Annotated in this window: 24 protein-coding genes; 18 read left to right on the top strand and 6 right to left on the bottom strand. The window is 46.9% G+C overall.

Annotation, left to right across the window (positions count from 1 at the left end; genetic code table 11):
• Nucleotides 1-146 precede the first annotated feature (146 nt).
• Both trxC and ACO6VG_RS13350 read left to right on the top strand, forming a co-directional pair.
• On the top strand, nt 147-587 hold the full coding sequence (gene trxC, locus ACO6VG_RS13355; RefSeq protein WP_422132741.1) for a thioredoxin TrxC: 441 nt from the start codon (nt 147-149) through the stop codon (nt 585-587).
• An 84-nt stretch (nt 588-671) separates the two neighbouring features.
• Nucleotides 672-2,510, top strand: a complete 1,839-nt coding sequence (locus tag ACO6VG_RS13350) for a hypothetical protein (RefSeq protein ID WP_422412089.1) — start codon at nt 672-674, stop codon at nt 2,508-2,510.
• A 109-nt stretch (nt 2,511-2,619) separates the two neighbouring features.
• Here ACO6VG_RS13350 and ACO6VG_RS13345 read toward each other — a convergent pair whose 3' ends face one another.
• Nucleotides 2,620-3,231, bottom strand: coding sequence for a YceI family protein (locus tag ACO6VG_RS13345; RefSeq protein WP_422474309.1), 612 nt, complete (start codon nt 3,229-3,231; stop codon nt 2,620-2,622).
• A 543-nt stretch (nt 3,232-3,774) separates the two neighbouring features.
• On the opposite strand from ACO6VG_RS13345, the gene ACO6VG_RS13340 reads away from it, so the two are divergent.
• Nucleotides 3,775-3,996 carry a hypothetical protein gene (locus tag ACO6VG_RS13340; protein ID WP_422442249.1) on the top strand — a complete coding sequence of 74 codons (222 nt, stop codon included), beginning with the start codon at nt 3,775-3,777 and terminating at the stop codon, nt 3,994-3,996.
• A gap of 67 nt (nt 3,997-4,063) precedes the next feature.
• Here ACO6VG_RS13340 and ACO6VG_RS13335 read toward each other — a convergent pair whose 3' ends face one another.
• Both ACO6VG_RS13335 and ACO6VG_RS13330 read right to left on the bottom strand, forming a co-directional pair.
• Nucleotides 4,064-6,535, bottom strand: a complete 2,472-nt coding sequence (locus ACO6VG_RS13335) for an F-box/WD repeat-containing protein (RefSeq protein WP_422474307.1) — start codon at nt 6,533-6,535, stop codon at nt 4,064-4,066.
• Nucleotides 6,536-6,907: 372 nt separating this feature from the next.
• Nucleotides 6,908-8,566, bottom strand: coding sequence for an ankyrin repeat domain-containing protein (locus ACO6VG_RS13330; RefSeq protein ID WP_422474305.1), 1,659 nt, complete (start codon nt 8,564-8,566; stop codon nt 6,908-6,910).
• Nucleotides 8,567-8,838: 272 nt separating this feature from the next.
• Between ACO6VG_RS13330 and ACO6VG_RS13325 the strand changes: the two genes are divergently transcribed.
• A complete protein-coding gene (locus ACO6VG_RS13325) occupies nt 8,839-9,705 on the top strand; it encodes a hypothetical protein (RefSeq protein ID WP_422137343.1) in 867 nt (288 codons plus the stop codon).
• A 188-nt stretch (nt 9,706-9,893) separates the two neighbouring features.
• On the opposite strand, the gene ACO6VG_RS13320 is transcribed toward ACO6VG_RS13325, so the two are convergent.
• Complete coding sequence (locus ACO6VG_RS13320; RefSeq protein WP_422132734.1) at nt 9,894-10,604, bottom strand: DNA-3-methyladenine glycosylase I; 711 nt, start codon at nt 10,602-10,604, stop codon at nt 9,894-9,896.
• A 151-nt stretch (nt 10,605-10,755) separates the two neighbouring features.
• Here ACO6VG_RS13320 and ACO6VG_RS13315 point away from each other — a divergent pair, with 151 nt between their 5' ends.
• The 5 genes from ACO6VG_RS13315 to ACO6VG_RS13295 all read left to right on the top strand — a co-directional run bounded on the left by ACO6VG_RS13315 (nt 10,756) and on the right by ACO6VG_RS13295 (nt 16,166).
• Nucleotides 10,756-11,925: a pyridoxal-phosphate-dependent aminotransferase family protein gene (locus ACO6VG_RS13315; protein ID WP_422474303.1), complete on the top strand. Its 1,170-nt coding sequence runs from the start codon at nt 10,756-10,758 to the stop codon at nt 11,923-11,925.
• Between the two features lie 126 nt (nt 11,926-12,051).
• On the top strand, nt 12,052-12,261 hold the full coding sequence (locus ACO6VG_RS13310; protein WP_422132732.1) for a hypothetical protein: 210 nt from the start codon (nt 12,052-12,054) through the stop codon (nt 12,259-12,261).
• Between the two features lie 418 nt (nt 12,262-12,679).
• Nucleotides 12,680-13,096 carry a hypothetical protein gene (locus ACO6VG_RS13305; protein ID WP_422132731.1) on the top strand — a complete coding sequence of 139 codons (417 nt, stop codon included), beginning with the start codon at nt 12,680-12,682 and terminating at the stop codon, nt 13,094-13,096.
• A 169-nt stretch (nt 13,097-13,265) separates the two neighbouring features.
• Entirely contained in the window at nt 13,266-14,591 is a 1,326-nt protein-coding gene (locus tag ACO6VG_RS13300) for an ADP-ribosylglycohydrolase family protein (RefSeq protein WP_422474301.1), read from the top strand.
• Nucleotides 14,592-15,137: 546 nt separating this feature from the next.
• Complete coding sequence (locus tag ACO6VG_RS13295) at nt 15,138-16,166, top strand: hypothetical protein (protein WP_422132729.1); 1,029 nt, start codon at nt 15,138-15,140, stop codon at nt 16,164-16,166.
• Nucleotides 16,167-16,290: 124 nt separating this feature from the next.
• Here ACO6VG_RS13295 and ACO6VG_RS13290 read toward each other — a convergent pair whose 3' ends face one another.
• Entirely contained in the window at nt 16,291-17,064 is a 774-nt protein-coding gene (locus tag ACO6VG_RS13290; RefSeq protein WP_317142846.1) for a ferredoxin--NADP reductase, read from the bottom strand.
• A 427-nt stretch (nt 17,065-17,491) separates the two neighbouring features.
• On the opposite strand from ACO6VG_RS13290, the gene ACO6VG_RS13285 reads away from it, so the two are divergent.
• The 4 genes from ACO6VG_RS13285 (at nt 17,492) to ACO6VG_RS13270 (ending at nt 19,519) form a co-directional block, all read left to right on the top strand.
• Nucleotides 17,492-17,617 carry a LysR family transcriptional regulator gene (locus ACO6VG_RS13285; RefSeq protein ID WP_422132727.1) on the top strand — a complete coding sequence of 42 codons (126 nt, stop codon included), beginning with the start codon at nt 17,492-17,494 and terminating at the stop codon, nt 17,615-17,617.
• A gap of 127 nt (nt 17,618-17,744) precedes the next feature.
• Nucleotides 17,745-18,206: an IS607 family transposase gene (locus ACO6VG_RS13280; protein ID WP_422474298.1), complete on the top strand. Its 462-nt coding sequence runs from the start codon at nt 17,745-17,747 to the stop codon at nt 18,204-18,206.
• A 55-nt stretch (nt 18,207-18,261) separates the two neighbouring features.
• Nucleotides 18,262-19,329 (top strand): hypothetical protein, encoded by a 1,068-nt coding sequence (locus ACO6VG_RS13275; protein WP_422474296.1) that lies wholly within the window; start codon nt 18,262-18,264, stop codon nt 19,327-19,329.
• On the top strand, nt 19,226-19,519 hold the full coding sequence (locus tag ACO6VG_RS13270; protein ID WP_422474294.1) for a zinc ribbon domain-containing protein: 294 nt from the start codon (nt 19,226-19,228) through the stop codon (nt 19,517-19,519). Before ACO6VG_RS13275 ends, ACO6VG_RS13270 begins: the two co-directional genes overlap by 104 nt.
• Before the next feature lie 55 nt (nt 19,520-19,574).
• On the opposite strand, the gene ACO6VG_RS13265 is transcribed toward ACO6VG_RS13270, so the two are convergent.
• Nucleotides 19,575-20,870, bottom strand: coding sequence for an ankyrin repeat domain-containing protein (locus ACO6VG_RS13265; protein WP_422132725.1), 1,296 nt, complete (start codon nt 20,868-20,870; stop codon nt 19,575-19,577).
• Nucleotides 20,871-21,160: 290 nt separating this feature from the next.
• Between ACO6VG_RS13265 and ACO6VG_RS13260 the strand changes: the two genes are divergently transcribed.
• The 5 genes from ACO6VG_RS13260 to ACO6VG_RS13240 all read left to right on the top strand — a co-directional run bounded on the left by ACO6VG_RS13260 (nt 21,161) and on the right by ACO6VG_RS13240 (nt 25,945).
• Nucleotides 21,161-22,051, top strand: a complete 891-nt coding sequence (locus tag ACO6VG_RS13260) for a LysR family transcriptional regulator (protein ID WP_422137336.1) — start codon at nt 21,161-21,163, stop codon at nt 22,049-22,051.
• A gap of 95 nt (nt 22,052-22,146) precedes the next feature.
• A complete protein-coding gene (locus tag ACO6VG_RS13255) occupies nt 22,147-23,019 on the top strand; it encodes an aspartoacylase (protein ID WP_422132723.1) in 873 nt (290 codons plus the stop codon).
• A 184-nt stretch (nt 23,020-23,203) separates the two neighbouring features.
• On the top strand, nt 23,204-23,767 hold the full coding sequence (locus ACO6VG_RS13250; RefSeq protein WP_422132722.1) for a hypothetical protein: 564 nt from the start codon (nt 23,204-23,206) through the stop codon (nt 23,765-23,767).
• Nucleotides 23,764-24,810, top strand: coding sequence for a DNA polymerase III subunit delta (gene holA, locus ACO6VG_RS13245; RefSeq protein WP_422132721.1), 1,047 nt, complete (start codon nt 23,764-23,766; stop codon nt 24,808-24,810). Before ACO6VG_RS13250 ends, holA begins: the two co-directional genes overlap by 4 nt.
• A 253-nt stretch (nt 24,811-25,063) precedes the next feature.
• On the top strand, nt 25,064-25,945 hold the full coding sequence (locus ACO6VG_RS13240) for a hypothetical protein (RefSeq protein ID WP_422132720.1): 882 nt from the start codon (nt 25,064-25,066) through the stop codon (nt 25,943-25,945).
• Nucleotides 25,946-26,003 lie beyond the last annotated feature (58 nt).

Here is a 26,003-nt window from a genome sequence, read left to right as displayed (position 1 = left end):
TTTAACCTTCTTATAACAATTGCCCTACTTTCAGATTAGCGGTTAACCCAGAGTTTGCATTAATGCATCTGGTCTTATGCTCTATTAACGAGTCATAATCCCCCACATATATCACGTAAAATTCTTCATTTGTCCCAGGTAATGATATGTCTCAGCCCTTGCAAATCGCCTGCCCCAAATGCAGCACTCCCAACCGGGTCCCTAAAGAGCGCCTGGAAGACGGGGGCTCTTGCGGTAAATGCAGGAACAAACTCTTTTACGGCAAACCCGTAGAACTCAATTCCGGTAATTTCAAACGTTTTCTGGCCCAGACCGATATACCGGTTGTGGTGGATTTCTGGGCTCCCTGGTGCGGTCCCTGTAAAGCCATGGCTCCAGCCTTTTCCGAAGCAGCCCGTGAACTCGAACCCAACATAAGACTGGCAAAACTCGATACTCAAAAGCACCAGCAAATTGCAGCGCAATTGAACATCCGCTCTATCCCAACCCTGATTGTGTTCAAATGCGGGAAAGAAATTGGCCGTATATCCGGTGCCCTGCCCGCCAATCAGCTGAAGAAGTGGATTAAAAATGCGGCCAAAAGCTAATAAAAACCAGAGGCAATAATAAATAGAACAACTAATGCTCTACTATTCTTAAGGAACGGATAGAAAACGGCATACAGGGACAGTATGAGCTTGATCGACAAAACCTCAGGTCAGGGTCCAAAATGGATACAGCCTGAGCAGACCAATCGGGTTTCCAAGGATGGCAAAGTCAAGGCGTTGAGTGATGTCGTCAGCAAGATGCTCTCTCCTGGAGATCAGGTGACTCCTGAAAAAAAGTCCATCTATAAACGGGGCGTCCGGGTTATACCTCCAACGCCTAAAGAAATGTACAAGACATCGTCCCAGCCGCGCAGACAGGCACCGTCGGCGACCGATCTTAAGCCGCAGAAACAACCCTCTGTTGAGCAGAAGACCCGACTCAGACCCAGAAGCCAGGTGCTGACTGAAAGACCCCAGGAAGCTAAATCAGTTGCCAGTCGATCCATTAGCAAGCCTGCGACACCTCCAACGAACACATTGCTTCAGACTGCCGCTATGCAAAAAGCGACCAGCAATCTACTGGACCATCACCTGGCCAAAATATCATGGGCAACGGACAAGCAGGCAGAGTACCGGGAACTGATTGCAACCTTCAAACCCGGCTCCTGTGCTGAGGGAGATGATGCGTTCTCTGACGTACAGGAAGCCCTGAGGGGCGCAGCCCAAAAACTGGGAATCCCGGAACTCGCAGACGATCCCGCTGCGATAAAAGACTTGCAGAAGCATTTTTATCGGCGTCTGGAAACAAAGGGTAAAGAACTTCTGAAGCAAGCTCCCCCGGAAAGAACCGTTAAAAAAGTGCCTCCAAAACCACCAGTCCGCACCAGCTCACTGCCCGATAGTGTAGCTCCGACTGCAAAAAGCAAAGAGCCAGCGAGCATTCAGAAAACGCCTGTCACACCATCAGAGAAGGTTGAGACAGAGCCAGCCGCTCCTATCACTGAAATTTCTCTTCCGGCCAGACGCCGGAGAAAAAGACAAGCGGCACTGGATGCACCGGCAAAATATATGTCCAAAAGTCTCGCTCAGCGCAAGGACACCCCCTGGAAAGAGCAGATGCCGAAATTTTTCACCCGATATCTGAGAGCCATGGCTCTGACGGGGGCATCCGAAAAAGGGGGTGTCGATAAAAAATGGTTCAAGCATGAAGTACCAGGTTCCTCAATCCTCAGTAACAAAAGCAGTGCTTCGGATACCCAGAAAGGACTCAGGAACAGACTGGAAGACATTGCTTTCCAAAAAGGTGAAAGCCTTACCGGCTTCTATCGTTTCTTTGACCAACATCAGCTCGGCAGAAATGTGAGAATGGCGGCAGTCAGTCAGATGATGTTACCCCTGTCCGAGCACGGCCATCTTGACCCCATGAGTCTGCAGGACCTTGAGCCCAACTCGGGTAAAGAAGTATCCCAATGGCTGAATCAACAACTGGACACTATATCCCAGCAGGAATACCAGAATTACACGACGCTGCTGAATGACCTCAAGAACAGGACAGAAGGTAAATACAAAGTACGCCTGGATGACACGCCTTTCGGTAAAGTGCCTCTGGAAAGCATTACCGAGAAAACCCATGGTACAGGTGTTTTCAAGGTAGCACGGGTGAACAGTTTTCAATACACCCTCGATCATTGCACACCCTGGCTAAAATCCGCTCACCCCGTCACCGAAAAATTTGCCGAACTGCGCCTGAAGAACACCAAAAAAGATGATGATCAAAATTTAACAGCCGGAGGAAATAAGGGTCAAAATTTAACAGCCGGTCAGCTCGAAGAGCTGAACAACCAGGCAAAAGGACTGTTAAGCGAAATGAGCCAGATAAACATGAACAAGGTCCCAAAGAGTGTTCAGGACATCATGGATACAGAAAAGAAAAGTCTGGAAAATATTGTCACCAAATATAAAGAGCTGTCCAAGCAAAATTAGTGCAGCCAAGAGGTATATTCCATACCACTTGGCTGCACTGGATGGTTGGCCGCCATCAAGCAAGAACAGAGAACTGATCCCGCCATCCTGCTTTCCAGGTAGATCTATTTTATTTGCTGAATACTAATGAAAAATTGACAGGAACGGTGTCAGAAATCGGGATCTGTCCCACAGTTTTAGCCAGTTCTGTCAGATTTTTAGCCGGAATACCAAATTGAGAAGCTCGAATGATAACCGGCTCTGTGCTGGCCACCGACAATAGATTTCCGCACTTTACCACATTGACTGGAAATTCCAGCTCTTGTGTTTGGCCATAAAGGGTTACTTTTGCCGGCACAGTTAGCTGCTTAACCACTGTCTCAGGGGCTAATAATGAGTTGGAAATTTGTGCAGAAACCTTAGCACTGGGAAATAAATCCGATTGGAAAAACAGCTTATTCAAGCGCTCATTTCTAATTCCAATGCCAGTGTCAATGCCAGAGATTGGAATATCCAGAGTTAACAGACCGGCTTCATTAATACTGCCCGTTAGAGAGGATATTGAAGCCGACTCAATAACGTACTCTAACTTCACCGTAGCAAATGACACTCTTGATATATCCCGGTTTAGTTCGTATTGCGCCGCTTTACTGAGTCCGCAAGCAGTTAACACTAATAGAAATAAAAGGATTTTTTTCATCTTTTTTCCCTTGGAATTAATCGGGGCAGGTTGAAACCTCATGGCTTCATTCCTCCAACGTAGAGGTATTTACTGGGCGTTTCTGCCAGTTAAGCACTCAATCCAATCAAAAATCAAACCAGACGCACTAACCTCAATGGCACACCGTCTGAAAATGGCAATAATTTTTGATCATAAGTGGCTATTCCAAGATAGTCTGTGACACTCCCTGCCTTGTCAGGCGAGGCTTCTGACTTCACAGGCTACAGCCAGCCTATAGCGACTGGACTTACACAGAAGCCTCCATCAGCAGTAACCGGGTGCCCCTCGGTTATTTATTGGTCTTTTGTTTGATTTGCCGCAGCCTTAACGGGTCACTCAGGTATGGGCTCGTCTGGTTCTTCAAGGGCGGTTGGGCAGTTGTCTCTGCCTTAATTTTTTGTTAACAGTGCTTGGTTTTCGTCACCGTGAGTCTCTGCATAGAGACAGACCGATGGAAAATACAACCAACTACGTACAAATACTCAACCGGAACGCTCTGCGTTCCCGTCTTATATCCCCGCCCGATTGAGGGTGTCGCAAAACTCTCTCCAGCCTGGGAACGAGTTGACTCCCGTCATTCCCGGCTTCATTCTCGTCATTCCCGGCTTCATTCTCGTCATTCCCGGCTTCATTCTCGTCATTCCCGCGAAGGCGGGAATCCACAATGACTCACCACCAGAACCATACTGCCCGGTGTCCCCCTGGCCTTGTCATCCCCGAGAAGGCAGAGATCCACCGTTGGCGATGGATTCCCGCCTTCGCGGGAATGACGACTTCAGAGCGTGAGAACGAGCTGTTGAAGTTTTACAACACCCTCGATTGGGCGAGGGTTTACGACGATTTTGCTAACCGTTCACCTGCGAGCCTTTTTACTTGGAGGCGGCGACAATAACGATGACGCTGCAGCACGTTTACCTTTTGAATGGGATGTTGGCGCTGCCTCTACCCCGCAGAGGCGCCAGACTTTAATCCGCTTCCCCTTGCTGCTAATGGTGACGAGATGGCTACCGTTGGTGCTGAATTCTGATGATTTGAGCGAGTATGGATGGCGGATGAGAGTTTTACGCGACCATTTGCCATCTTTGCCACAGCCAAGGATCTGGGCATCGCCTGAAAAGTCGTTGATGACAACATGGGTACCATCGTGGTTGAACTGACCTGAACAGACCCCGCCCTCTAGCTCAATATTGGCGCCAGGCAGCCACTGCCCTTCGGTACAGAGAGAGTGGATTAAGGCTTTACAATTGTTTTTGGGCTCTGATGTGTCGTTGCTCGATAGTGTCAAAATATGGCGACTATCAGCACTGAACAGGGCAGAATTGATTTTATCTTCATGCATAATGGCCATTTGCTCTGTCCAGCGCCTGTGGTCTGTATCAAACCCGTAAATTTTCGCCGAGTGATCATCACTGCTGGTTATTATCAGCAGACTATTGGGGCTAAAGCTGGCAGAGCTGACCCTCCCTGTATGGTTGATCAGCGCATTTTTCTGCCAGTTGTTGTCGCTATCAAAACTGAAGACGGTACCCGTGTGATCGAGACTGGCCGTCACTGCATGGCAGCTGTCGGGGCTGAAGGTGGCTGAGCAGATCCTGTCGGAGTGGCTAATGTCGGCTTTTTCTGTCCAGCAACCATCAGGGTTAACGCTGTAAATCGTTGCTGTTTGTCCAAACTTACCAGTCTGATTAGTCCAGACAGTGATGATATGCTTGCTATCCGGGCTAAACTCGGCTGAGATGACTTTGTTTTTGTGTTGCAAGGTGGTTATCGACAACCATTTGCCGTTAGCTGCACGCCTATGGATTTTGGCGGTATGGTCTTCACTGGCGGTCACTAGAAGGCAGCTATCAGGGCTGAAGTTTGCTGAACAAACATCCCCCTCATGGACAATCGTCGCTGTTAATGCCCAGCGGCCATCCTGGTCTACTGAACTGATGTACGCATTTTTATCGCCGCTGACCGTCACCGCATGCCGACTGTCGGGGCTGAAGCTGGCTGATCTGATCTTTTTTTTATGGACAATGCAAAGTTGCTCTGCCCAGCGGTTATCCATAGAACGGCTGGTGATTTTTACCGTACATTGGGTACAGAAGCTCAGTATATGGCGATTATCTGCGCTACAGATGACCTGCCTGACCCTGCCTACGTGGGGAATGTGGATCTGCTGGCAGTCACTGTTCTTCGCCGCCAGAGCATGAATTTTTGCTCTGCCATCGGCGCCATAACAATCGGTCACCAGGTAGCAGGCGTCGTGGCTGAGTATGGCTGTTTCGACTGAATAGGACTTACACTGAATGTCTGCTACCAAATTCGGCTGCAAAACCGGACTGTCAATCATAAATTGACTCACCCGGTAAAACAGGAGTTGAGGGAACAATGGTATCTTTTCCGGGCTCCGGGCCTCAGAGTTGTCTGTCACCTCCCTGTCTGACTGGCGACAGAGATGATTCACCAGCATTTTATCCCGGGTAAACTGCATCAACCAGGCTCTGACTTGAGGTTCACTGAAATTTTTGGCGATCTGTATGAATATCTGCTGTTGTGATGGCGCGAACTGTTTGAACCATACCTTGCTGCTGGCCATGTTCCTGGCAATCAGAACCGGGGCAGCTATTTCCCTTAAATGCAGACAGCTTTCTTTGATCGCTGTTACATCTCTGTGCGATAAATGACCCATGATCCGGGATAGAATCTTCTCTGGCAGAGCCAGTAATGGAAAGAAGTCCTGATCAGGAACAATGGCGACACTGTTGCTGGTGACGTTTTCTGCCGGATCATTGGTCATGGCAACTGCAATAATAGAGCCATGGGCTTGGCCAACAAGAGGGGTATCTGAGCTTAAAGGCTTCTGTGACATCGTGTAAGAGTGATCCAGAATCTGTGCAGGTTTGAGCTCAGGCGGTGGCGTTAAATCTTCCGATGTTGAGAGCTGTTGTTTTTCAGGGTGGGCGGCGCTCCCTGGGAGTAATGTTTTATTGTCAACACTATCACCGGAGTTAGAGTCAATTGTGACCGGGGAATTGTCAGTACTTGTTGAGTTAGTCTGAGCATCCGGCATAGGAAGATACAGAGACCTAATATCTGAGATAGGGCGTGCATGGAACCGGGAGATGCCGTCCTGCGTATGAATGTAACAGGTGTCAGCATTGGAAAAGAAGGCAGAAACCTTTCTGACAGCCTTAACGGATCTGCCGGCAAAGAAGTAATAGCTGTCGTCTTCGCGGGCTTGTAACAAAATAACAGGCTTGCTGGACTCATTGCCATAAAACCTCAATTCGAAAGCTGCACCGACAGTATTCTCCGATAGGTTGCGAATGCCCTGCATACTCTTATTCCTTCAAGCTGGTTATTTATCCAGGAGCCTGACCGAGAATAGCGTCCCTCTTGTCGACCCCATAGCGAGGACGGGCAATATGCTTGGTCAAGCTCATAAGGGCTTCGACAGACTTACAAAGAAATAGTTCATGGGAACAAGTGAGATGGCGAATTTTCATAAGCTGGAGACAAAAACGGCAGGTCGTGAATGTTTCCAGAAAGCGCCTATCCGCTTTTGTGAACGAACGGATATCCTATACGACCAAGCGGTTGGCTATTGCTCTGGTTACATCTGTATATCTGTGGCCTGAAATGCAAAATGCTGTGGATATTTTGGAAATGGAAAACGATGATGAGTGGTATCAGGCTTTAGGAAAACTGGCTACCGCTTCTTCAGCTCTGTCTCTATCAGCTCCCTGATTTCACCATGACATGCCTCAGGGGCTAATGCTACTGAAGATGTTTCAATATCAGCACCTTCTTCAAGAAGACGTTTAACGATCTCAATATGCCCGGCTTTGATCGCCATCTGTATCGGGGTTTCGCCCTCATTCGTTTTGTGATTTATTTGGACATCAGGTCTGACGAGTAACTTTTCCACTATTTCGGCGTGACCATAATGACAGGCACAGTGTAATGGTATTGCACCATCTTGTCTGGGTAGATTGGTACGAATGCCCGGCTGATCTAACAACTTATCCACGACATTTGTATAATTATGGAGTGCAGCCCAAGTCAGGGCAGTCTGGCCAAAATCATCTTGCTGATTGAAAAAGCCTGGTTCTATGTCTGCGACCTCCGTGGCTTTAACCATCACTGTTTCAGCCACTTCACTGGTTCCACATTTAACAGCCAGTAGCAGCTGATTGAAATTATGAGGGTTACGATGATTTATGGGTAAAAGCCCGGATTCCGGAATTTCCGCTAACAGGATTTCTAGACGCCTGTGTCCTGAGTTGCTGCTGGCTGATGAAAGGTTTGTGAATTCCTTGATGGCAAATACGGTATCCGTTGACTCGTCTGGAATCGCTGTGCCTGATGAAAAGATTTGACTGGTGTTTAAAGAGTCGGCCAGGCAGCCAGCGGCGAAGGCGAACAAGTCCCGTTCCTTTTTAAATAACTCCTTATAGTTACGAATATTTTGATCCCTGATTTCAAATCCTTCGGGAGTCAGCTTCAGAGATAGGATATGCTTGCCGGTTTGGAGATGAAAAAGACGGCTTCCCCGGCCTTCCGGAATCGTTTCTGCGATCTTGTTTAATAATAAGCGCAACCCGGATTGGGTAAGCCCAATGGGGTACCAGGGAGTTGAATGTAAGACCGGAGTACTGCTACCAGCCGCTGAGACAATCCATTGTGCAGTCTTCTCTGTATTTTGCACAGGCACTTCTTCCTGCAACGTCGTGGTTGCGGGTGCCTGAAAAGCCAGTAACGATTCACAAAAAGGCCGCAGTTTTAATAACAAGAGCGCCTGATGATCCTGCGTGGCAGGATCGGCTTTAAACATCTGCTGGGCATCCAGAATAGCATCCGCCAGATGATCATAGTGGTTATTCCAGAATACCCAGCCCAGTACCGGATCCTGACTTACAGTGCTCAAAAGTTCATCATATTCCTCTGCACACCCCATCCGCTCGTATAGTACGTAGCTTGAGGCAAGACCACAGCAACAGCCGTCACTGAAATCATAAAGTCTTGCCTTATCTTCACCATCAAACCGGGTTGATAGTGACATCAGATTCATGACCAAAAACGGTAATCTTTGCTGCGGCTCTGATTTCGATTGCTCAATTTTCTGCACTCTGCTTGACAGAAGCTCTCCATGACCAATCAGGTGGAGCAAAGGCAATAATATAATTTGCGTTACCCGACTGAGCAAAGTTGTGGATTGAGTGATTGCTAAAGACAGCGTATGCAGAAAAGTTTGACCGACCGTACTTTTGACTAACCAGTGCTTAAAACGCCCTGAATCCAAGTCCTGTTGCCGAGGCATCTGATCAGATTGAACCTGATCATTCGGCAGGCGTGGTCCTGTTTTCATCGCTATTCCTGAGTCACAATAATGACCGATTTATCGGCTCTGGGTGAAGTAAATCAACAATTTACCCATTCATCAGTTGATTTTTCCGGGTTTATGGGAATACGGCGATGTATATGCATTACACAGAAGTTAGAAAGCACGATGGGTATAAATCACTGAATCAAGAGGCATAAACTGACAAGCTGCTCTCAGATACCGGAAATATGGCCGATATAAGCCACATCGCCTGCAAAACAGAGTGTTTTTTAAGGTGTGACAGACCGGAAGGAACCATGAATAAAGCAGCTGAACCCATTGAAAACGTTATGCCAGAAGAGAGCAACAGCCCTTACCCGGGTCTATCAGAAAAAATGACTCGGGCCGAGCTGAGTCAGAAACTCAAGGATGCCGTTGCCCAGAATCAGATCAAGCTGCTGGAATCTCTTTTCTGTTTCATGCTGGTCAATGAATACTCGCCCGAACAAATTAATCAGGAGTTGGATTATATTCGCGCCAATAATTCGGCCATTCAGGACTCTCTCATTCGCTGGAGTGAGGAGCCCAAAGGGAAAAAGAAGCTAAAGATTGCTGGCAAAGCAGCTTTTATTGCGGTGATGATTCATTATGGTAACGGAAGTTTTGTTCCTGCTATTAAGGCCATAGAGCGTTTCTATGCCCTGGGAGATGCCCCCCATGAATTTACCGAGGCCATTGATGAAATTCAAATAAGCTCCTGGCTGGGCCTGTTGAACCATGAACTTGAAAATCAGGTTCCGCTTAAAAACATCATACGTCAGCTTGAAGCTCTCAGGCTGAAACACATCTGGTCAAAAGATCTGGCTATGTTTGCCATTCCAGTGACCACGGCCTATTTCCGTGAACAAGCCAAAGAAAAACTCCTTGATGGTGATTTTATCGGAACTTATCGTGACCTCGAGCAGGCCCTGAGACTCCCTGAAGAAGACAAGTCAGAGACCTACCAAGCCTACGCTGATTGTATTGTCCGACAGGTAAATGACCCTCTGTTTCGTTCAAGAGCAATCAAACCCGAACTGGAAAAACTAAGCGCCAAGATGGAATACCTGCACGAAGTAGACTTCTGGACACCGGAGCTGGACATCGGACGCTTTCATCTCAAAAATATGCTGGGTGATATTTAGCGTTCTGATTTGAGAAGTCAGAAGGACCCTGAAAAACATTATTTCTTCAGAAACTTGCCTACTGATGTATACCCGCTTAGCATGGCGGTGCCATTTTGATCTGACTTATTCTCAGGGCAGGTAGGGCAGGCTGTGGCTCCGATGGAGGACGGCCAATCGTGATACTTTGCTGACCAATAAAATTTTATTCAGTGTGCCATGTCAGCCAACGCCTGAACATGGTTATCACCGACACCAAAAGCCAATATTCTGCTAAGTTCGGCCAACGATCGACCACTGGTCTCCCTGAGCTGATTGAAGAATAACTGGATGGCTTTCTGGCTTTTCTGACTGGTCGCACTGCCTTCAATGACTTTCATAGCACGAAAATAGCCTTCAACATCCCGTGTCATCAGAAAGGTATCTTTGCCCAATGCCCTCAGGGCATAGGGGCCGGTATTGCCGCCCAGACGACTGCCATGTTTTTTCAGATAGGCCCAAAGCCCAATGATATTATCTTCAGGCCAGAGCGCGACAAACTGTGCAAAGCTACCTTCTCTCTGTCGTACATCATGGATCATCAGGGCATTTTCCCGGATGCTCCAGACCTTCTTGAGATGACGAATAATTTTAGGGTCAGTTGCTTTTCGCTCCAGCATGTCGTCAGGCATCATCAGCAACTTGTCAATATCAAAACCCCAGAATACCTCCTCAAAGTCAGGCCATTTCTGATCCACAACTCTCCAGACAAATCCACTCTGAAAAACCTTGCGGGTAAGTTCTGCAAGATAGCGGTCATCCGGAATACTTCTTAATTGGTCATTGGAAAGGGGTTTTACCAGCAAGGATTCAACGGCTGCTTCTCCCCCCTTGCGTTCACAGGCACGTTCAAAGATGACATCATAGCGTTCTGGCTTCATGGCCACTCCATATTTCTGGCAAAGGTTTGCCGAAAAGTGTATACAGTGCTCAAAAAAAATTGAACATTGATAGTTACTGATAAAATGTGTATTACATACACACCCCTTTGTCATAAACCTGACCAAAAGGTCAACAACAGCAGAACAAGACATGACCATTCAATCATTTCATCCGCCCAAACGAACACTGATGGGCCCGGGCCCTTCAGATGTATACCCTCGAATTACAGAGGCTCTGTCCCGACCCACTATCGGTCATCTTGATCCTGAGTTTGTCCGTATGATGGATGAGGTCAAGGAGCTGCTTCAGTACGCCTTCAGGACCCGCAATGCCCTGACACTGCCCATCTCCGCACCCGGCTCTGCCGGTATGGAAGCCTGTTTTGTCAACCTGATCGAACCAGGCGACAAGGTAGTGGTATGCATTAACGGCGTCTTTGGTGGCCGTATGAAAGAAAACGTCGAGCGGGCAGGTGGCGAACCCGTTATTGTTCAGGGTGAATGGGGTCGTGCTGTTGATGTGGCTGAAGTTGAAAAAACGCTTCAGGCTCACTCGGACAGCAAAATTCTGGCCTTCGTTCATGCAGAAACCTCTACCGGTGCCTGCTCTGATGCAGAAACACTCTGTCGTCTGGCCAAAGAGAATAACTGCCTTACCATCGTTGATGCGGTCACGTCACTGGGTGGATCTGAGCTGGAAGTAGATGCCTGGGGTATCGATGCTATCTACTCGGGCACACAGAAATGTCTCTCCTGTGTGCCAGGTATATCTCCGGTGAGCTTCAGCGAAAAAGCTGTGGAGAAAATTGCCAGCCGCAAGCACAAAGTCCAGAGCTGGTTCCTGGACATGAATCTGATCATGGGATACTGGGGTAAGGGGGCCAAAAGGGCTTATCACCATACTGCGCCTGTCAACGCCATGTATGCCCTCCACGAAGCTCTGGTTATTTTGCAGGAAGAAGGTATCGAAAACGCCTGGCGCCGCCACAAGCTTCATCATCAGGCCCTGGCAACCGGTCTTGAAGCCATGGGGTTGGAACTGGTTGTTCCTGAAAATGAACGTCTGAGCCAGCTGAATGCGGTCAGGATTCCTGATGGTATCGACGACGCCCGGGTGAGAAGTGAACTCTTGTCAAAGTACAACCTGGAAATTGGTGCAGGCCTTGGTGATCTGGCTGGAAAGGTCTGGCGGATAGGGCTGATGGGCTGCAGCGCCGACCAGACCCATGTTCTGTGCTGTCTGGGTGCCCTGCAGGCGGTTCTGGGTTCTGATGAAAACGGAGCGGCCGCTGCACTGGCATTTTATCGCTCACAGAACTAATGCCCTGGGTCTCCTTCATCCGTTGAGGGAGGCCTGAATTTTGTTAAGAGAATTCTCAACAGTACACCGAGCCTGAAAGAATCATTCTGCTAATATCGAAGAAACAGATTCGTTGGGGTAAGAAGTATGTTCAAGCTGCTGGCAATTATTTTACTGACTCTGGTTGCGATCGTCGGCCTCGCACGGAATTTTGAAATGCTCGTTGGACCGGATTATGCCTATGTGAAAGCGGACTATCCCCGCTTTGCCGATAAAGCCTGGTTTGACTTTGAATTCGGTAAAAGAGCCGGACTCGAAGGCGTATACGATGATGTTAAAGAAAAAATAAAGCAGTAATCCTGCGGCATAAATCTATTTGCTGACAGACGGTACTCCAGTTGCGGGCTGCTCGCCTGCCAATGGATTCTAAGTCTGATACCAGCTGATACGGACGGACTCGCTCTATCATACGGCCAGACTGCCAGCGTCGGTGCTGCTTGTCTGAAAAGCAGCTCGGGGACACCCGCTTGTGCGTTTAATGTATCTTCACCAGGTCTTGCAAATATGATTTGTATAAAAGACTGATATTTTTTCCTCCGCATGGAAGCATGAGTATTATGTCGTAGTGTTATCCAACAGACGAGTTATTAACCCAATGATTGCCAGGAAAAAACTGTATGTATTGTTATTTATCGTACTTGGCAATATATCTTTTTCAGAAGCTTCAATATTGAAGTTACATGACAAGATGCTTGTAGACTCCCGGAGATCAGGAATGACACAGCTGGATTTTTGTCAGAACATTAGCAAAGCTTCAGGTTTGATTAAACTCATGGCACACCTAAGATTTTTTCATTCTATATTATTAAGTCGTCGCCAGCCCAATCCCATAACACCAAAAGAATTATTTTTTCGAATTTCACAAAGAACAGCTCCAACTGAAATGAGTATGGAAATGCAAATTGATATGGCAATTCAAGTTACTGAAATAGCTCACGGTTTTAGTCTCGACTATGCTTTTTCCGAATTTGATGCAATGACTACAAGTGATATAGAAAATGAAGTGAGAACAATACTTATTAAAATACGAACAATAATGAGTGGATACGAACCCTTTTTTAGACGGTGTGAAGAATTAAATTTATCCAAAGAACTACAAGATACAATCGCGCTAATCGACGAGTCGGTTTAAAAACATCCGCACCTCAGCTACCCACCCTGAAGAAAAGGGCTTATAAAGCCTTTGTTGACCAGCCGTTGCTGTCCTCTATGTTTTTACATTGCCTACTGGCTTCCGGGTGGCAAGACTTAAAACAACCGCTATTATTCCCTTACCAGAATTAATATAAGGAATGTATCTAATGACTAACCTGGGACGAGCTGATCCAGAATGTTGGTATAAATCAGTTAATCTTCAATTTTTCATTGCTCAGTGCATGTGCTTTGCAGTCTTTTTCCTGCTCATAATGCCTGCATTTGCTGCTACGCCGACCAATGCAGAGCTGGCATTGCTTGGCACTGCCCTGGGGGATTGCAAGGGGACCGTTCGTTACGGCTATGGAGCAGGGAGGCGTGAGCTATTTACGGATGACACTCACAAAGCGGCTGCAATTTACAAGTTCTTTTTGGATTATTACCGAGGCGCTGATCATGCCAAAAAACAACATCAAAAAAAGGGAAAAGGCGCACAATTTGATGCTGTCAGGCTGGCTAAATGCCAGTGTTTTTTTGCATTTCCCAAAGAGCAGCGTTTTCATTTAAATATGGAAGATTCGATGGATGTGGTGTTAAGCGAATACGGTGCTTTTCACTCTCGGTTGTTAAAAACTTTCTTTCAGGGATTCAGAAATGGCACTCTGACAACCAGGGATCAGGTTCTCGACCTTTCCGGTCAGAGTTTTCGTACAAGATCAGGGAAAGCAGAAGGCTCCTCTGGTAATGGCGGCTGTATGGGAATTGCTACGATTGTGGCTATCCTTGATCATGATCCCTATATCAGTGACGAGGATTTTGTCAGCCGCGTTCGACAAACGGTTCAGGTCAGTCATAACCATGAGCAGGCCATGCAGGCTGCTGTCGCTATCGCCCTTGCAGCGAGGGTCATGATTGAAAATCGTGATTCAAGAACTGCGAACAGAGATCTGGCCGAAATCACCTTACAACGCATTTATAGACAGGTAACTGACCCGGAAGTTTTGAAATGCCTGAGGATTATTGAGCAACAAATCCTGCAAAACACGCATGCTCGCAAGCTTGATCATGGGGAGGTTATGGCTGAGTTAAATCTCCTTCTGCCTTCCAGCTCTGGTGCAGAGAGATCCCGAAAAAAGACTGGTGACACAAAGCTTCGAGGAACCTGGGCCCCCAGTTCTGCAGCGGCCGTCCTGTATTTTCTTTTTACCGGTGACAGATCCCAGAATTCATTGCTGCAGCAGGTAGCAAAATTTACCATAGACCAGGATACGATTGGGGCAATGTTAATGGCACTCAGTGCTCTGCGGGAAGGTGGTTTCAGACGAAGCGAGTTTGGTGCAGGGCAGGAGCTGAAACTGTTACAGGAGTTGCTTGACCATTTGCCGGAGTGGGTTGCAATAAACCCCAATGCCTTGGATTATCTGGTCGATGATGATGAGGATGAAGGTGAGGCAGGTGCGAGTAATTGTGCCTGTCGGAGCCAGTCAATGTGAATTAAGAATATTGAGCTAATCGATGAATCAATTAAGGACTTCAGTGCATAAAAACAAAGGCTTATCAGCTTCAATCGCCGTACCTCTAAAGCTGGCTATATCTCTCACCCCTTCGCTCCAGAGTCTCAGAGGAAACGGGTTGAGACAGGGAAAAAAGTGTCGAAAAACCGCTAATTACAGAGAGTAAATAAGCATTTTGAGCCACTTGTTAATATCACATCAGCATTTTTCGACGGCCTCTGAAGCAAGCAAACAAGTCAATGACTGTTATATTTTTACTCAGCAATTAAGTACTCAACCATACGAAATCATATTTTCTGACTTATTGTTCAGGCACTCTAACTGCGTTGCAACTCTGGTCACATAGCTTGCTATGTACCCGTCGTTGCGCCTTGCAGAGCACCTGCCCAATAAGCCAGAAATATTCGATTCCGTATGGCTGAGTACTTAACGTTAGAATTACTAACTAAAAAGATATTTTTGGAACTTTATAAGACTTAAGAAATCAAACATATTGATAATTTTTTACGATATAAAGTAGACAATATGACTCCACCTCATCCAGATGATCCATTGTACAGAAGTTGGTATTTTGACAAGAAAAACCCTATTCATAAAGGAAATACTGTAAAGTTAAGAATGCGATCTTTTCGATCAATGAAAAGAGCATCCCCTTATCCTCTGAAATTCAAATATATACCTATTCCTGATAAAGCCCAAAGGTCAAAGACTTTAAGACTGGAAAGAGGAAGAAATTTAGTCACACAGAAATTTATAGAAGTACTTTCAGTAGTGAAAGTTAACTGGGCCAGGGCAGTAAAGCTACTGAAAAGTGGTGGAGATCCTTTTGCATATAAAGGGACTGGCTTCACTCCAAATATATTATTTAAGCTTATTGTTGATATTACCAATACTCCAAAAATCGAAGCAAAACACCTTTTAGAGTCAAAAGAACGGGAAGAGTTCATTGCATTACTTCTGGAGAGAGATGAGATTGAATCTGCCCTAATGGAGTTTGACTCGTCACCCTTTCAAAACACACCATTTACCGCAGCCATTGCAGCCAGAGATATAAAGTTATCAAAAGCCCTATTCAATCATCTAACGAAAACAAACCATGAGTTATTAATCACACCAAATCAAAAGACATTAGAAAGGCAATTTGGAAACAATACACCTCTGGTACTGGCCATTAAAACTAACAATGAAGAACTGGCTTTGGATTTAGTACCTTTTTATACCGATGAGTTATTGCGTAAGCGTGTAACCTGGGCAAACAACAACACTCTTGAATTGGCTCATTTAGCGAGATTCAATCATTTACTTCCAATAATGGTGGCAATAGCTCAAGGTCTTACTACAGATGAAGCAACCAAGCTTCAATCATTATATGATGGATGTCCACGTGGGAGTGATATATGGCATGATTTATATGAAACAGATATGTTTCTTAATGACGAAGGAGAATTCATTGAAGATAGAGAAAGAGTCTCAAATCCTGATATTTATCATACCTCAAAATATATTCGAACCAGTGTAATTCCCCTACCCCAAAATCGGTGTTCCCTCCATTAATACATAATAACTGATAGCAGATCGAGAACAGGCTATCGCAAAAGTAGCCTGTAAAACTGACCCAGCTTAACGCTCTATTGGTCAAGCAAAAGACTTTCACAACAGCCGCCTTTTCAGAAAGGAATTACTTCTCAACAAAAGCCCTTTCAATAACATAGTGCCCCGGATTTCCACCACGGGCTTCCTTAAAGCCACGCTCATCCAGAATACGACACAGATCTTTCAACATGGCAGGGCTGCCGCACAGCATGAAGCGATCATTTTCCAGATCGGGCTCAGGAAGATTCAGGTCGGCAAACAGCTTGCCACTTTCCATCAAGTCCGTCAGGCGCCCCTGGTTGCGGAAAGGTTCCCGGGTAACCGTTGGGTAATACTTCAACTGTTTTTTAACCATCTCACCAAAGTATTCATTTTCTGGCAGTTCATTTTCAATCCGGTCCTGATAAGCCAATTCAGAAACATAGCGAACGCCGTGAGTCAGAATTACATTGTCGAACTGCTCATAAATTTCAAAATCCTTGATAATGCTCATAAAAGGAGCCAGACCCGTTCCTGTGCTGAGTAGGTAGAGATTCTTTCCGGGCAGCAGATGATCGGCTACCAGAGTCCCCACAGGCTTGGTGCCCACCAGAATGTCATCTCCCACTTCCAGCTTCTGCAGGTGTTGGGTCAGGGGGCCATCCTGTACCTTGATGGAGAAAAACTCCATCTCTTCTTCATAGTTGGCGCTGGCAATGCTATAGGCTCTCAGCAGAGGTTTGTTATCGATTTCCAGACCGATCATGGTGAAATGGCCGTTCTTGAACCTCAATCCCTGGTTGCGTGTAGTGGTAAAGCTGAACAGGGTATCATTCCAGTGATGTACACTGGTTACTGTCTCCCGGATAAGATTACTCATAGTAGGTGTCACTCCTGATGGTCGATTTTTCTTTCTGACACTTTGCTGTACCCTGAAAAGTTACTTATCTTTGTAATAATTCAAAAGGCGGTCAGCTCCCTCGCGATCTTTTACTGTGACTCGAGCATCCCTGTCAATGAGTTATCGCAGCGATTCGATGTCCCGAGCTTTGAGAGTGTATTTAAGAAAGCTCCCACCCCGAGAATCTACCGGTGCATTAACATCACCGAAGCCATTGATAGCGGACGGGAGTAACAATTTAATATCTACCGCTCTTTTGGACAGATATCTGATTTTTTTTGAAAGCGTCATTAGCCGAAAGTTCATTTATTCGTACTATTTTTTCTTCCGGGATATCTTAGTCAGGGGTAGGATATTTGTGAAACAGATAATTCTTATAAGATTATTCGATTAAATCGATTACCCCATGAAACTGACTCTCCAACAACTGGAGATTTTCCCGGAGGTTGCCCGCCAGCAGAACCTTAACCGCTCCGCCAAAGCTCTGGTCATGTCCCAGTCTGCCGCCAGCAGTGCACTGAAAGAACTGTAACAAAAATTCAATACTCAGCGCTTTGATCGCATTGGCAAAAGACTTCAGCTGAATGATCCCGATAAGATTACTCAAGGTTGTTATCACTCCTGATGATCGATGGTTCTGCCTGACACTTTGCTGCATCATGAACAGTCAAATAAAATTGCAACAATCGCAAAATCAATTACGCCAGACACAAGATAAATCGTCAAAAGGTGAATTTATCTTGTGGGGTTCAACTATAAAGCTAGCCAAGATTGAAGGCGTAACCAGCCAAACTATGAGGCGCAAGATCGAAAGCGGTCACTACGAAAAAGTGAAGCAAACCAGTGGTGGTCACTTCCGCATATTCATTAACCAGCAGAGGAAGATATGCTATACAAGAGTGAGTTCTGGAAAGCAAAAATCCAGCATTGACACGCAAAAGCGTATCTTACTCAAAGAGCACCCTGATGCAGAATTTATCAGCGACATTGCCAGTGCTTTCAACTTTAAGCGAAAAGGACTGCAAACCATTCTGGAATCAGCGGTGTGCGGAAATCCAACCCATATTGTGGTTGCCACAAAAGATCGCCTTGCCCGATCAGGGTTTGGACTCATCAAATGACTTGTTGAATTATCGGGAGGACACATCGAGGTTTTGGATGACCCGGATAACGCCAGTGAGTCATTCTACACCCAAGAACTTATCGGTTTCATTACCTCATTCTGCAATAGCCACTACGGGAAGCGATCTGCTAAAAGACGCAAAGGACGCAAAGGTAGTAGCATCAAAAAAGATCAGGTTTTACCCAGAGAATGAGCAAGCCTATCACGATGCCCTGATACTCTATCGGAGGTCGTACAACCTTGCTGTTGAGCGTTTCCGCAACGATGACTATAAAGATGCCAGCGGAAAATTCATCAACATGCGACCCGCCATTAAAGCTCAAGTGAAGCAAGAGCAAAAAGAAAGTGGCAGGGCTTATAACTCGATTGTTTCTGATAATGGAACACTGGCGGCAGCGACCACATTCAAAGCGGTCTGCAAGCACAACAAGAAGCTCAAGGGAGCTAAAGAGAGCTTTGCAGAAATCAGTTTCAAAAGCCGCAAAGGTAGCAGGCACTCATTCTCTATTGACCGTTTGCCAAAGGGATTAAATCCCTGCATACAGGCTCTTGGCAAGATTCACCTGACAGAAGATGTGCCAGCAGAAGCGATTGGCAAGTCTTGTGTCGTAACCTACGACAAAGGTCGCTGGTTCATTCAGGTTCAACAACATATTGAGCTAAATCCCGAAATCCAAGGGAAGGTTAGATGCGTTGGAGTTGACCCCGGAGTTCGCACCTTTGCCACTTGCTACAGCGAAAAAGAGGCATTGATAGCGGGTGATAAGGTTGCAAAAACAAAGCTGTTTCCACTGATGAAGCAAGTGGACAGCTTGATCAGTCAAAAGCAAAAAATCCTGAACACGCAGAAGGGCGTTAAGTTCCCCGACATGCCCCAGTGGGCAAGAGATCGGATTATTCATTTCAACAGGGAAATTGACCGGCTGAAATGCAAAAAGGATGACATTGTTCTTGATCTGCATAACCGGCTGGCGTTCGAGCTGGTGTCGAACTACGACGTTGTATTTTTGCCAACCTTTGAGACAAGAGGTATGGTCACACGCAAAGATAAGAAGGTTCGCACCATTCGCCGTAACACCTGCCGCCAGATGCTTGACCTCAATCACTACCAAGCGGCTTAAGTGGTACGCAAAAAAGTATGGAAAGCATGTAGTTGATTGCAACGAAGCCTATACATCCAAGACTCAATCATGGAACGGGACCATTGACGAAAAATTAGGTTCTTCCAAAATTATAAAGGGTGAGGGCTTCACCGTTGATCGTGATATCAACGGTGCCAGAAATGTCTTTCTTAAGTGTTTGACAAGGTAGCTTGAACCTTATCCATAACAGCGAGTGTTGCGCTCGTTGCGGTTTTAATCAAGAGTTACTTATCCTTATGATCATTCAAAATCGAGTCAACTTTGTCCCGGTTGCTGTCTGTGACTTGAGCTCCTCTGTCAATGAGTTGTTGCAATGCTTCCTTGTCCTTGGCAATGAGTGCATATTCAAGAAGGCTGCGACCCGGGTCGTAACCTGAATGACCTGCCGGTGCATTAATATCAGCAAAACCATTGATAGCAGACGAGAGTAACACTTTAATAATTTCCACCCTGTCAGATGAATTTCTTACATAATTGACTCCGTCAAAAGCTGTGTACCCTTGTCCGGTACTAAGCTCAACTTTTGCCCCCGCATTGATCAGCATCCTGACCAGGCCTAAATGGTTTTTCGTTTTAGGGTAATCTTGAGGTAAACCAAATACCATTGCGTAGTGAAGGGCGGTACGTCCATCGCGAGCAGTTGCATTTACATCGGCTCCGTTTTTAATCAGAGTTTCAAGTGCCAACTCATGATCAGCATCAACAGCTATGTGGATTGCCCTGTGGCCGTCGTTATCTGGAATATCGAAACGGGCTCCATGCTCCATCAAAAGGGTAAACAAATCAGGACATTCAGGCTTTTCGGCAGCCAGATGCAGAGGTGTTCGGCCACACTCGTCGCGGATGTTCACACCAGCATTGAAGTCCAGTAATGTTCTCACCGTCTCCAGATTATGATTGCTGACTGCGTAGTGTAGTGCTGTTTTGCCCTTTGAGTCCTGAACGTCAATATCTTCGCCAATGTCAAGTTCTTCGGCGACATCAATACCTTCGTCAGGGTCAATATCTTCGTCGATGTCAGGATCCTCGGCCAGTAATCTGGCTATATTTTGATCGCCCTTTATCGCTGCAATGTGGAGGGCTGACATCTTCGCTTCCTGCCATGAGTGTTTCGAGCCCGGGCCTTCATGCTCCATAAGTTCCAGGGCGTGGTCTATCTGGCCAGATACTACAGCATGGGCCACCGATGAAAATTCTAATTCCGGAAGACGGTGATCCTGACAGATAGGGCATATTTTCCGGGAATCAAGACTCTGCTGGTTTTCTTCAAATTCCCTGTGGCAGGAACCATGAAAAAGATGGAGTTTGGGGTTGGTGGACTTAAAAAAATTGTATGTTACGTGTGCAACAACGACGTTGTGAGAGCCAAAAACACCCTTAAAGCAAATGCCACATTCTTGAGAAATATTACCTTCAGTCAAATTGTTGATTTTTCTTGTACTTTCGTCACAGAAACTTCTCGATTCCAGAATCAATTGTTTCAAATTTGCCATTGAGAAGGTGTGTGAACTTATATCCATTAGTCAGTCCCTTATTGTGTTTTTAGATCAATATCGAACCATCATATCAACTGATAGCAGACATTCTTTGGTCGACAACTAGTCGCTCCAGGTGCTGGCACCTGAGCTATCTGAGTGATTGTTTCTTACCCGGAGCGTAAAAAATCCATCACAATCGAACGTTTGAGAGAAAAGTTGGCCAAAAGTTCAATTATTCATACTATTTTTTCTTCCGGAATAGACCAGTCAGGGGTAGGATATTGGCAAAACAGATAATTCTTATAAGATTATTCGATTAAATCGATTAGCTCATGAAACTGACTCTCCGACAACTGGAGGTTTTTCTGGAGGTTGCCCGCCAGCAGAACCTTAGCCGCGCCGCCGAAGCTCTGGTCATGTCCCAGTCTGCCGCCAGCAGTGCACTGAAAGAACTGGAACAAAAGTTCAATACTCAGCTCTTTGATCGCATTGGCAAAAGAATTCAGCTGAATGACCTCGGCCAGCAGATTCGACCGGACGCCGAAGCCCTTCTGGAAAAGGCCCGGCAGCTTGAGCAGAAACTCTTCAGCAAAGCTCTGACAGGACAGATCCGGGTCGGCGCTACTTTGACCATAGGCAATTATCTGGCCGTTAACATCGTAGCCCGAATGATGAGAGACAAACCGGGTACCCATATTGATCTGCAGGTGGCCAATACCGCCAATATTACCGAGAAGGTTCTTAACTTTGATCTGGATATCGGACTGATCGAAGGAGAGTTACACCACCATGACCTGAATGTCATTCCCTGGTGTGATGATGAACTGGTTGCCTTCTGCGCACCGGGCCATGACCTCGAACACAAAACCCAACTGACAGACCAGGATCTTTTGAGTGCTGGCTGGATTCTCCGCGAAGCCGGTTCGGGTACCCGTCAGGCGTTTGATCGAGCTATGCACGGCATTCTGCCCAACCTGAATGTGGTTATTGAGTTGCAACACACTGAAGCCATCAAGCGGGCTGTCGAGGCCGGTCTCGGGATTGGCTGCCTGTCGAGAATTACACTTCAGGATGCTTTCAAAAGGGGCAGTCTGATACCTTTGTTAATCCCTGACAGAGATTTGAGCCGACAATTCTATTTCATCATGCACCGACAAAAGTACATCAGTCAGGGAACCAGGGAATTAATTGAACTCTGCCGCAGCTGGACCGCCAGCCCTTGAGAACATGAGAGGTCTTTGGGCTTTTAAGTTCTCAGAAAGTTATACAAATCTGAAACCGGGTTTAGTCTTTTAGCCAGTGCAACAGAGGTCTGATTATGATTAAAAGAATCACTATCGTGGGCGGAACCCATGGCAACGAGTTGATTGGGCCTAACCTGATCAGGAAGTTGGAACAGGACGGTAGTTTCAAACAGAGCGTCATTCCAGTAGATTATCTGCTGGCCAATGTTGAAGCTTATAAAGCAGTCAGACGATTTATGGATGCCGATCTGAATCGTTCCTTTACGGATGACATTCTCAACGGCGATGATGATTCGGTCTATGAACACCGCCGAGCCCGGAAAATCAATCAACTGCTCGGCCCCAAAGCCAATAATGACCGTTTTATCATCGATCTGCACAGTACCACCAGCAACATGGGAATGACGCTGATTATCAAAGATCAGGCCGCTTTCAACCTCAAAGCAGCATCCTATGTGCAACAACAGATGCCGGAAGTAAAAATCATTCTGAGTGACCGTGATAACCAATTCAGCCGAACGCTGAATAGCCTTTCCGACTACGCAGTGACCATTGAAGTCGGCCCTATTCCCAACGGCGTTTTGCGACACGATCAGTTTTCAGACACTGAATCAGTGATCCAACATCTGGTCGACTTCACCCAAATGCCAGAAAACGAACGGGACAATATCCTGCCCGCAAGCACCGAAGTTTATAACGTCAGGGATCGTTTTTTTTATCCCAGAGACGACGACGGACAAATATCTGCCATGGTTCACAGTGCTCTGCAGGACAGGGATTTTGAGGAGCTGAAGCCAGGCATGCCGATGTTTCAGAATATGGATGGCACAGTGACTCCCTATCAGGGTGAACCCGGATACCCCATCTTTATCAATGAAGCTGCGTACTATTACGAGAACACGGCTTTTGTCATGACAACCCGGAAAACGGTTGTTCCAGACGGTTAAACTCTTCAAGGCAACGATACACAGGCAGGCATTCCGATGTTAACCTTTAAGGGACGTCATGCTAGCATGCCGTCCCCTGAGATACTGTCCGACTGCTGGCACAATCTCTGGTCGCAGTTCATCAGCCTTGAGCTAAAACAGCCATGAGCTCAATAAAGAGTCCTGAGCCCGGAATGGAGAGATTATGACAAGACGCTTTCATACAGGGGCCATTCTCCCCCTGCTACTGATCACCGGTTTGCTGACAGCCTGCGGCTTTCAGCTGCGAGGCAAGGTCGATATTGCCAGTGAAATTGCCCAGCTGTCTGTCTCAGGAAGTGATCTGCCGTTTGTCAGGGAGTTAAAAAAAGCCCTGACGCTCAATGGTATTGAGATCACAGATAATGCCCACTATCACCTGCAAGTGTTGAGTCTGGAGCGTTCGACAGGCGATGAGATTCAAGCCAGTGTCGGTCAGTACGAACGCCTGCTGACCCTGAAAGCCACCTACCAGCTCAGCACTAATGATGGCCTGAAACTCTTTGACCCCATTGTGCTCTTCAACGAGCGCTACATGTTCCAGGACAAGAACCAGACCAACGCGGCCCTGAGCGAGGAAGCCATCATCTTTGATCAACTTCGTCAGGAGCTGTTGCTGACCACTGTTCGCAGAGTGGCTGCTATTTCCGGTGAAGTGCTTCGCCAGGAAGAAGTACGAGCCCGCAAAGCCCTCGAAGCCGAGCGAGAGGCGCGTGAAGCGGAACAATGAACATCAGACCCGACCAACTCGGCGCCCAACTCAAGCGACAACTCTGTGCTGTCTACATAGTCAGTGGCGATGAGCCCCTGCAGGTCTCGGAGTGCTGTGACCAAATCCGGCAAGCGGCAAGAAAGCAGGGGTTTACCGAGCGACACGTTTACCATGTCGACAATAACTTTGACTGGGGGGATTTTCTGGAAGCAGCAAACAGTCTCTCACTGTTCGCTGAAAAACAAATTCTTGAAGTCAGGATGCCCAATGGCAAGCCCGGTGATGCAGGCCGAAAAGCTTTTCAGGAATATCTGAAACATCTTTCTCCGGATAACCTGCTACTGATCATTACCGACCGGCTTGATAATGCCAGCCAAAAGGCAAAATGGTTCAAGGCCCTGGAACAGGAAGGACTGTTTATCCCGATCTGGCCTGTTGAACATGACAAGTTGCCGGGCTGGATTGCCCGACGTCTGAAAAGTCAGGGGTTTGAAGCCAGCCAGGATGCTCTTTCGCTACTTTGCGAACGCATTGAAGGAAATCTGCTGGCCGCGTCACAGGAAATTGAAAAGCTGAAGCTCCTGGCGGATGGCAAAAAGATTGAAGTGGAAACCGTCAGGGAAGCGGTTTCTGACAGTGCCCGCTATGACGTTTTCCAACTGGCTGATGCGGCCCTGAATGGTGACCCGAAGTCTGTGGTCAGAATACTCGGCGGTTTGAAAAGCGAAGGCATTGAGCCACCCATTGTGCTCTGGGCTCTGGCCCGTGACGTGCGACTGCTCAGCCACCTCAGCCGATTAAAATCCCGGGGCACACCGCCCAATCTGGCTTATGATCAGGCAGCCAAAACTCACGGCATGTCATCCTTTATTCTCAAGAAGCGTAAAAACCTGCTGGAAAAATGCATGGGTCGTCACAGTGAGCGTGCCTTTCGCCAGATGCTGATTCATACTGGCCATATTGACAAAGGTGTCAAAGGGCTTGAAAAAATCAACTGCTGGGATGAATTATTGACCCTGAGCCTTTTCCTGGCCGGTATGCCTGCTCCTCTTCAAGCCTGAATTTTATACCAATCGGTACGTTTTTAATGACATTAAACAGACAGCTGTGACCGTCAGACCTCTGGCTAAAAATAGTATTCAATCTCAGTCGGTTGACTCATTCTGCCTTTAATTAGTCGCTTATAATTTCCTATTGCACTAAATAAACCCACTTGCTAGACGCATTTGCAACAAGCGAACAACTTCTATAAAGGCTTCTATGGCAGGGCCGATGGTTCGAGAGATCCGAAACCGCGCACAGGAGTGTATGGATATGATTTTTCGAAACCTGCTGGGAGCAGCTGCTGCATTGCTGGTAGCAGGCTGTGCCTTCAACATGTCAAACCATAAAGGGGCCTATAACGAGAAATGGTCCAAAGCCAAGAACCTGACTAATGCAGGCGGCATGCTTGAACAGGTGTATGACCAGCAGTTACCTGCCGGAGCTTACAACAAGGAAGGCAAGCTGGAGGACTACAAACTGGGCAATATTTCTCACCCGGCCTATGGTGCTGCCAGCGGTGTGGTGGGAGTTAATGTCAAACCTTATGGCGCCTTTGAACGCTTTTACTGGGGATGGACGGTACCGGGTGCCAGCCATTATGATCACCACAGGTTATTTGCCTGGATGCCCATCGCCATGGCCGAGGATGAGATCGGAGCCAGGGAAACGATGGAGCTGATGCTGACCCGTTCCGCCCTGACCATCCTCAACGACATGAATTACAAGTACAAGCCGATCAAAACACCTTTCGAGCATAATGGTCTGGCTTTCAAGCAGTGGTACCTGGAACAGACCGGTGCTACCTGCTCTTTTGCCCGAATGAACTGTGTTCTGAGTCTGTATATCCCGGTTCCAACTGCTGTCGACCATGCGCCTTCATTCTCCTATTTCAGTATGGCGGGAGAGCCAGCCTGGTTTTTCTCAGCCCATGATGATAACGCTTTCCCCAGGCTGTCCATCACCCAGGGTGAAGGTTTGGAAAGCATCAGCGAGAATGTCTTTTATCAGAAGCTGAGTGCCCGTCTGCCAGGGTGGGTCTATTTCTACATGGCGCCCAAAGAGGTGGGTATCGGAGACGACAACAAAACCATCGCTTACCCCTATGTACTGGAGAAAGGCAAACCGTTGCTGTTCATTCGCCCCAACAAGTAGGTAAAAACGAAAAGCAAACCTCAAAATCACTGCTATAGTCTTTGGGATTTGCTGTTAC

Source organism: Endozoicomonas sp. ALB032, from assembly GCF_049310125.1.
Taxonomy (GTDB): Bacteria; Pseudomonadota; Gammaproteobacteria; order Pseudomonadales; family Endozoicomonadaceae; genus Endozoicomonas_A.
This window is presented reverse-complemented; position numbering and strand designations above follow the sequence as displayed.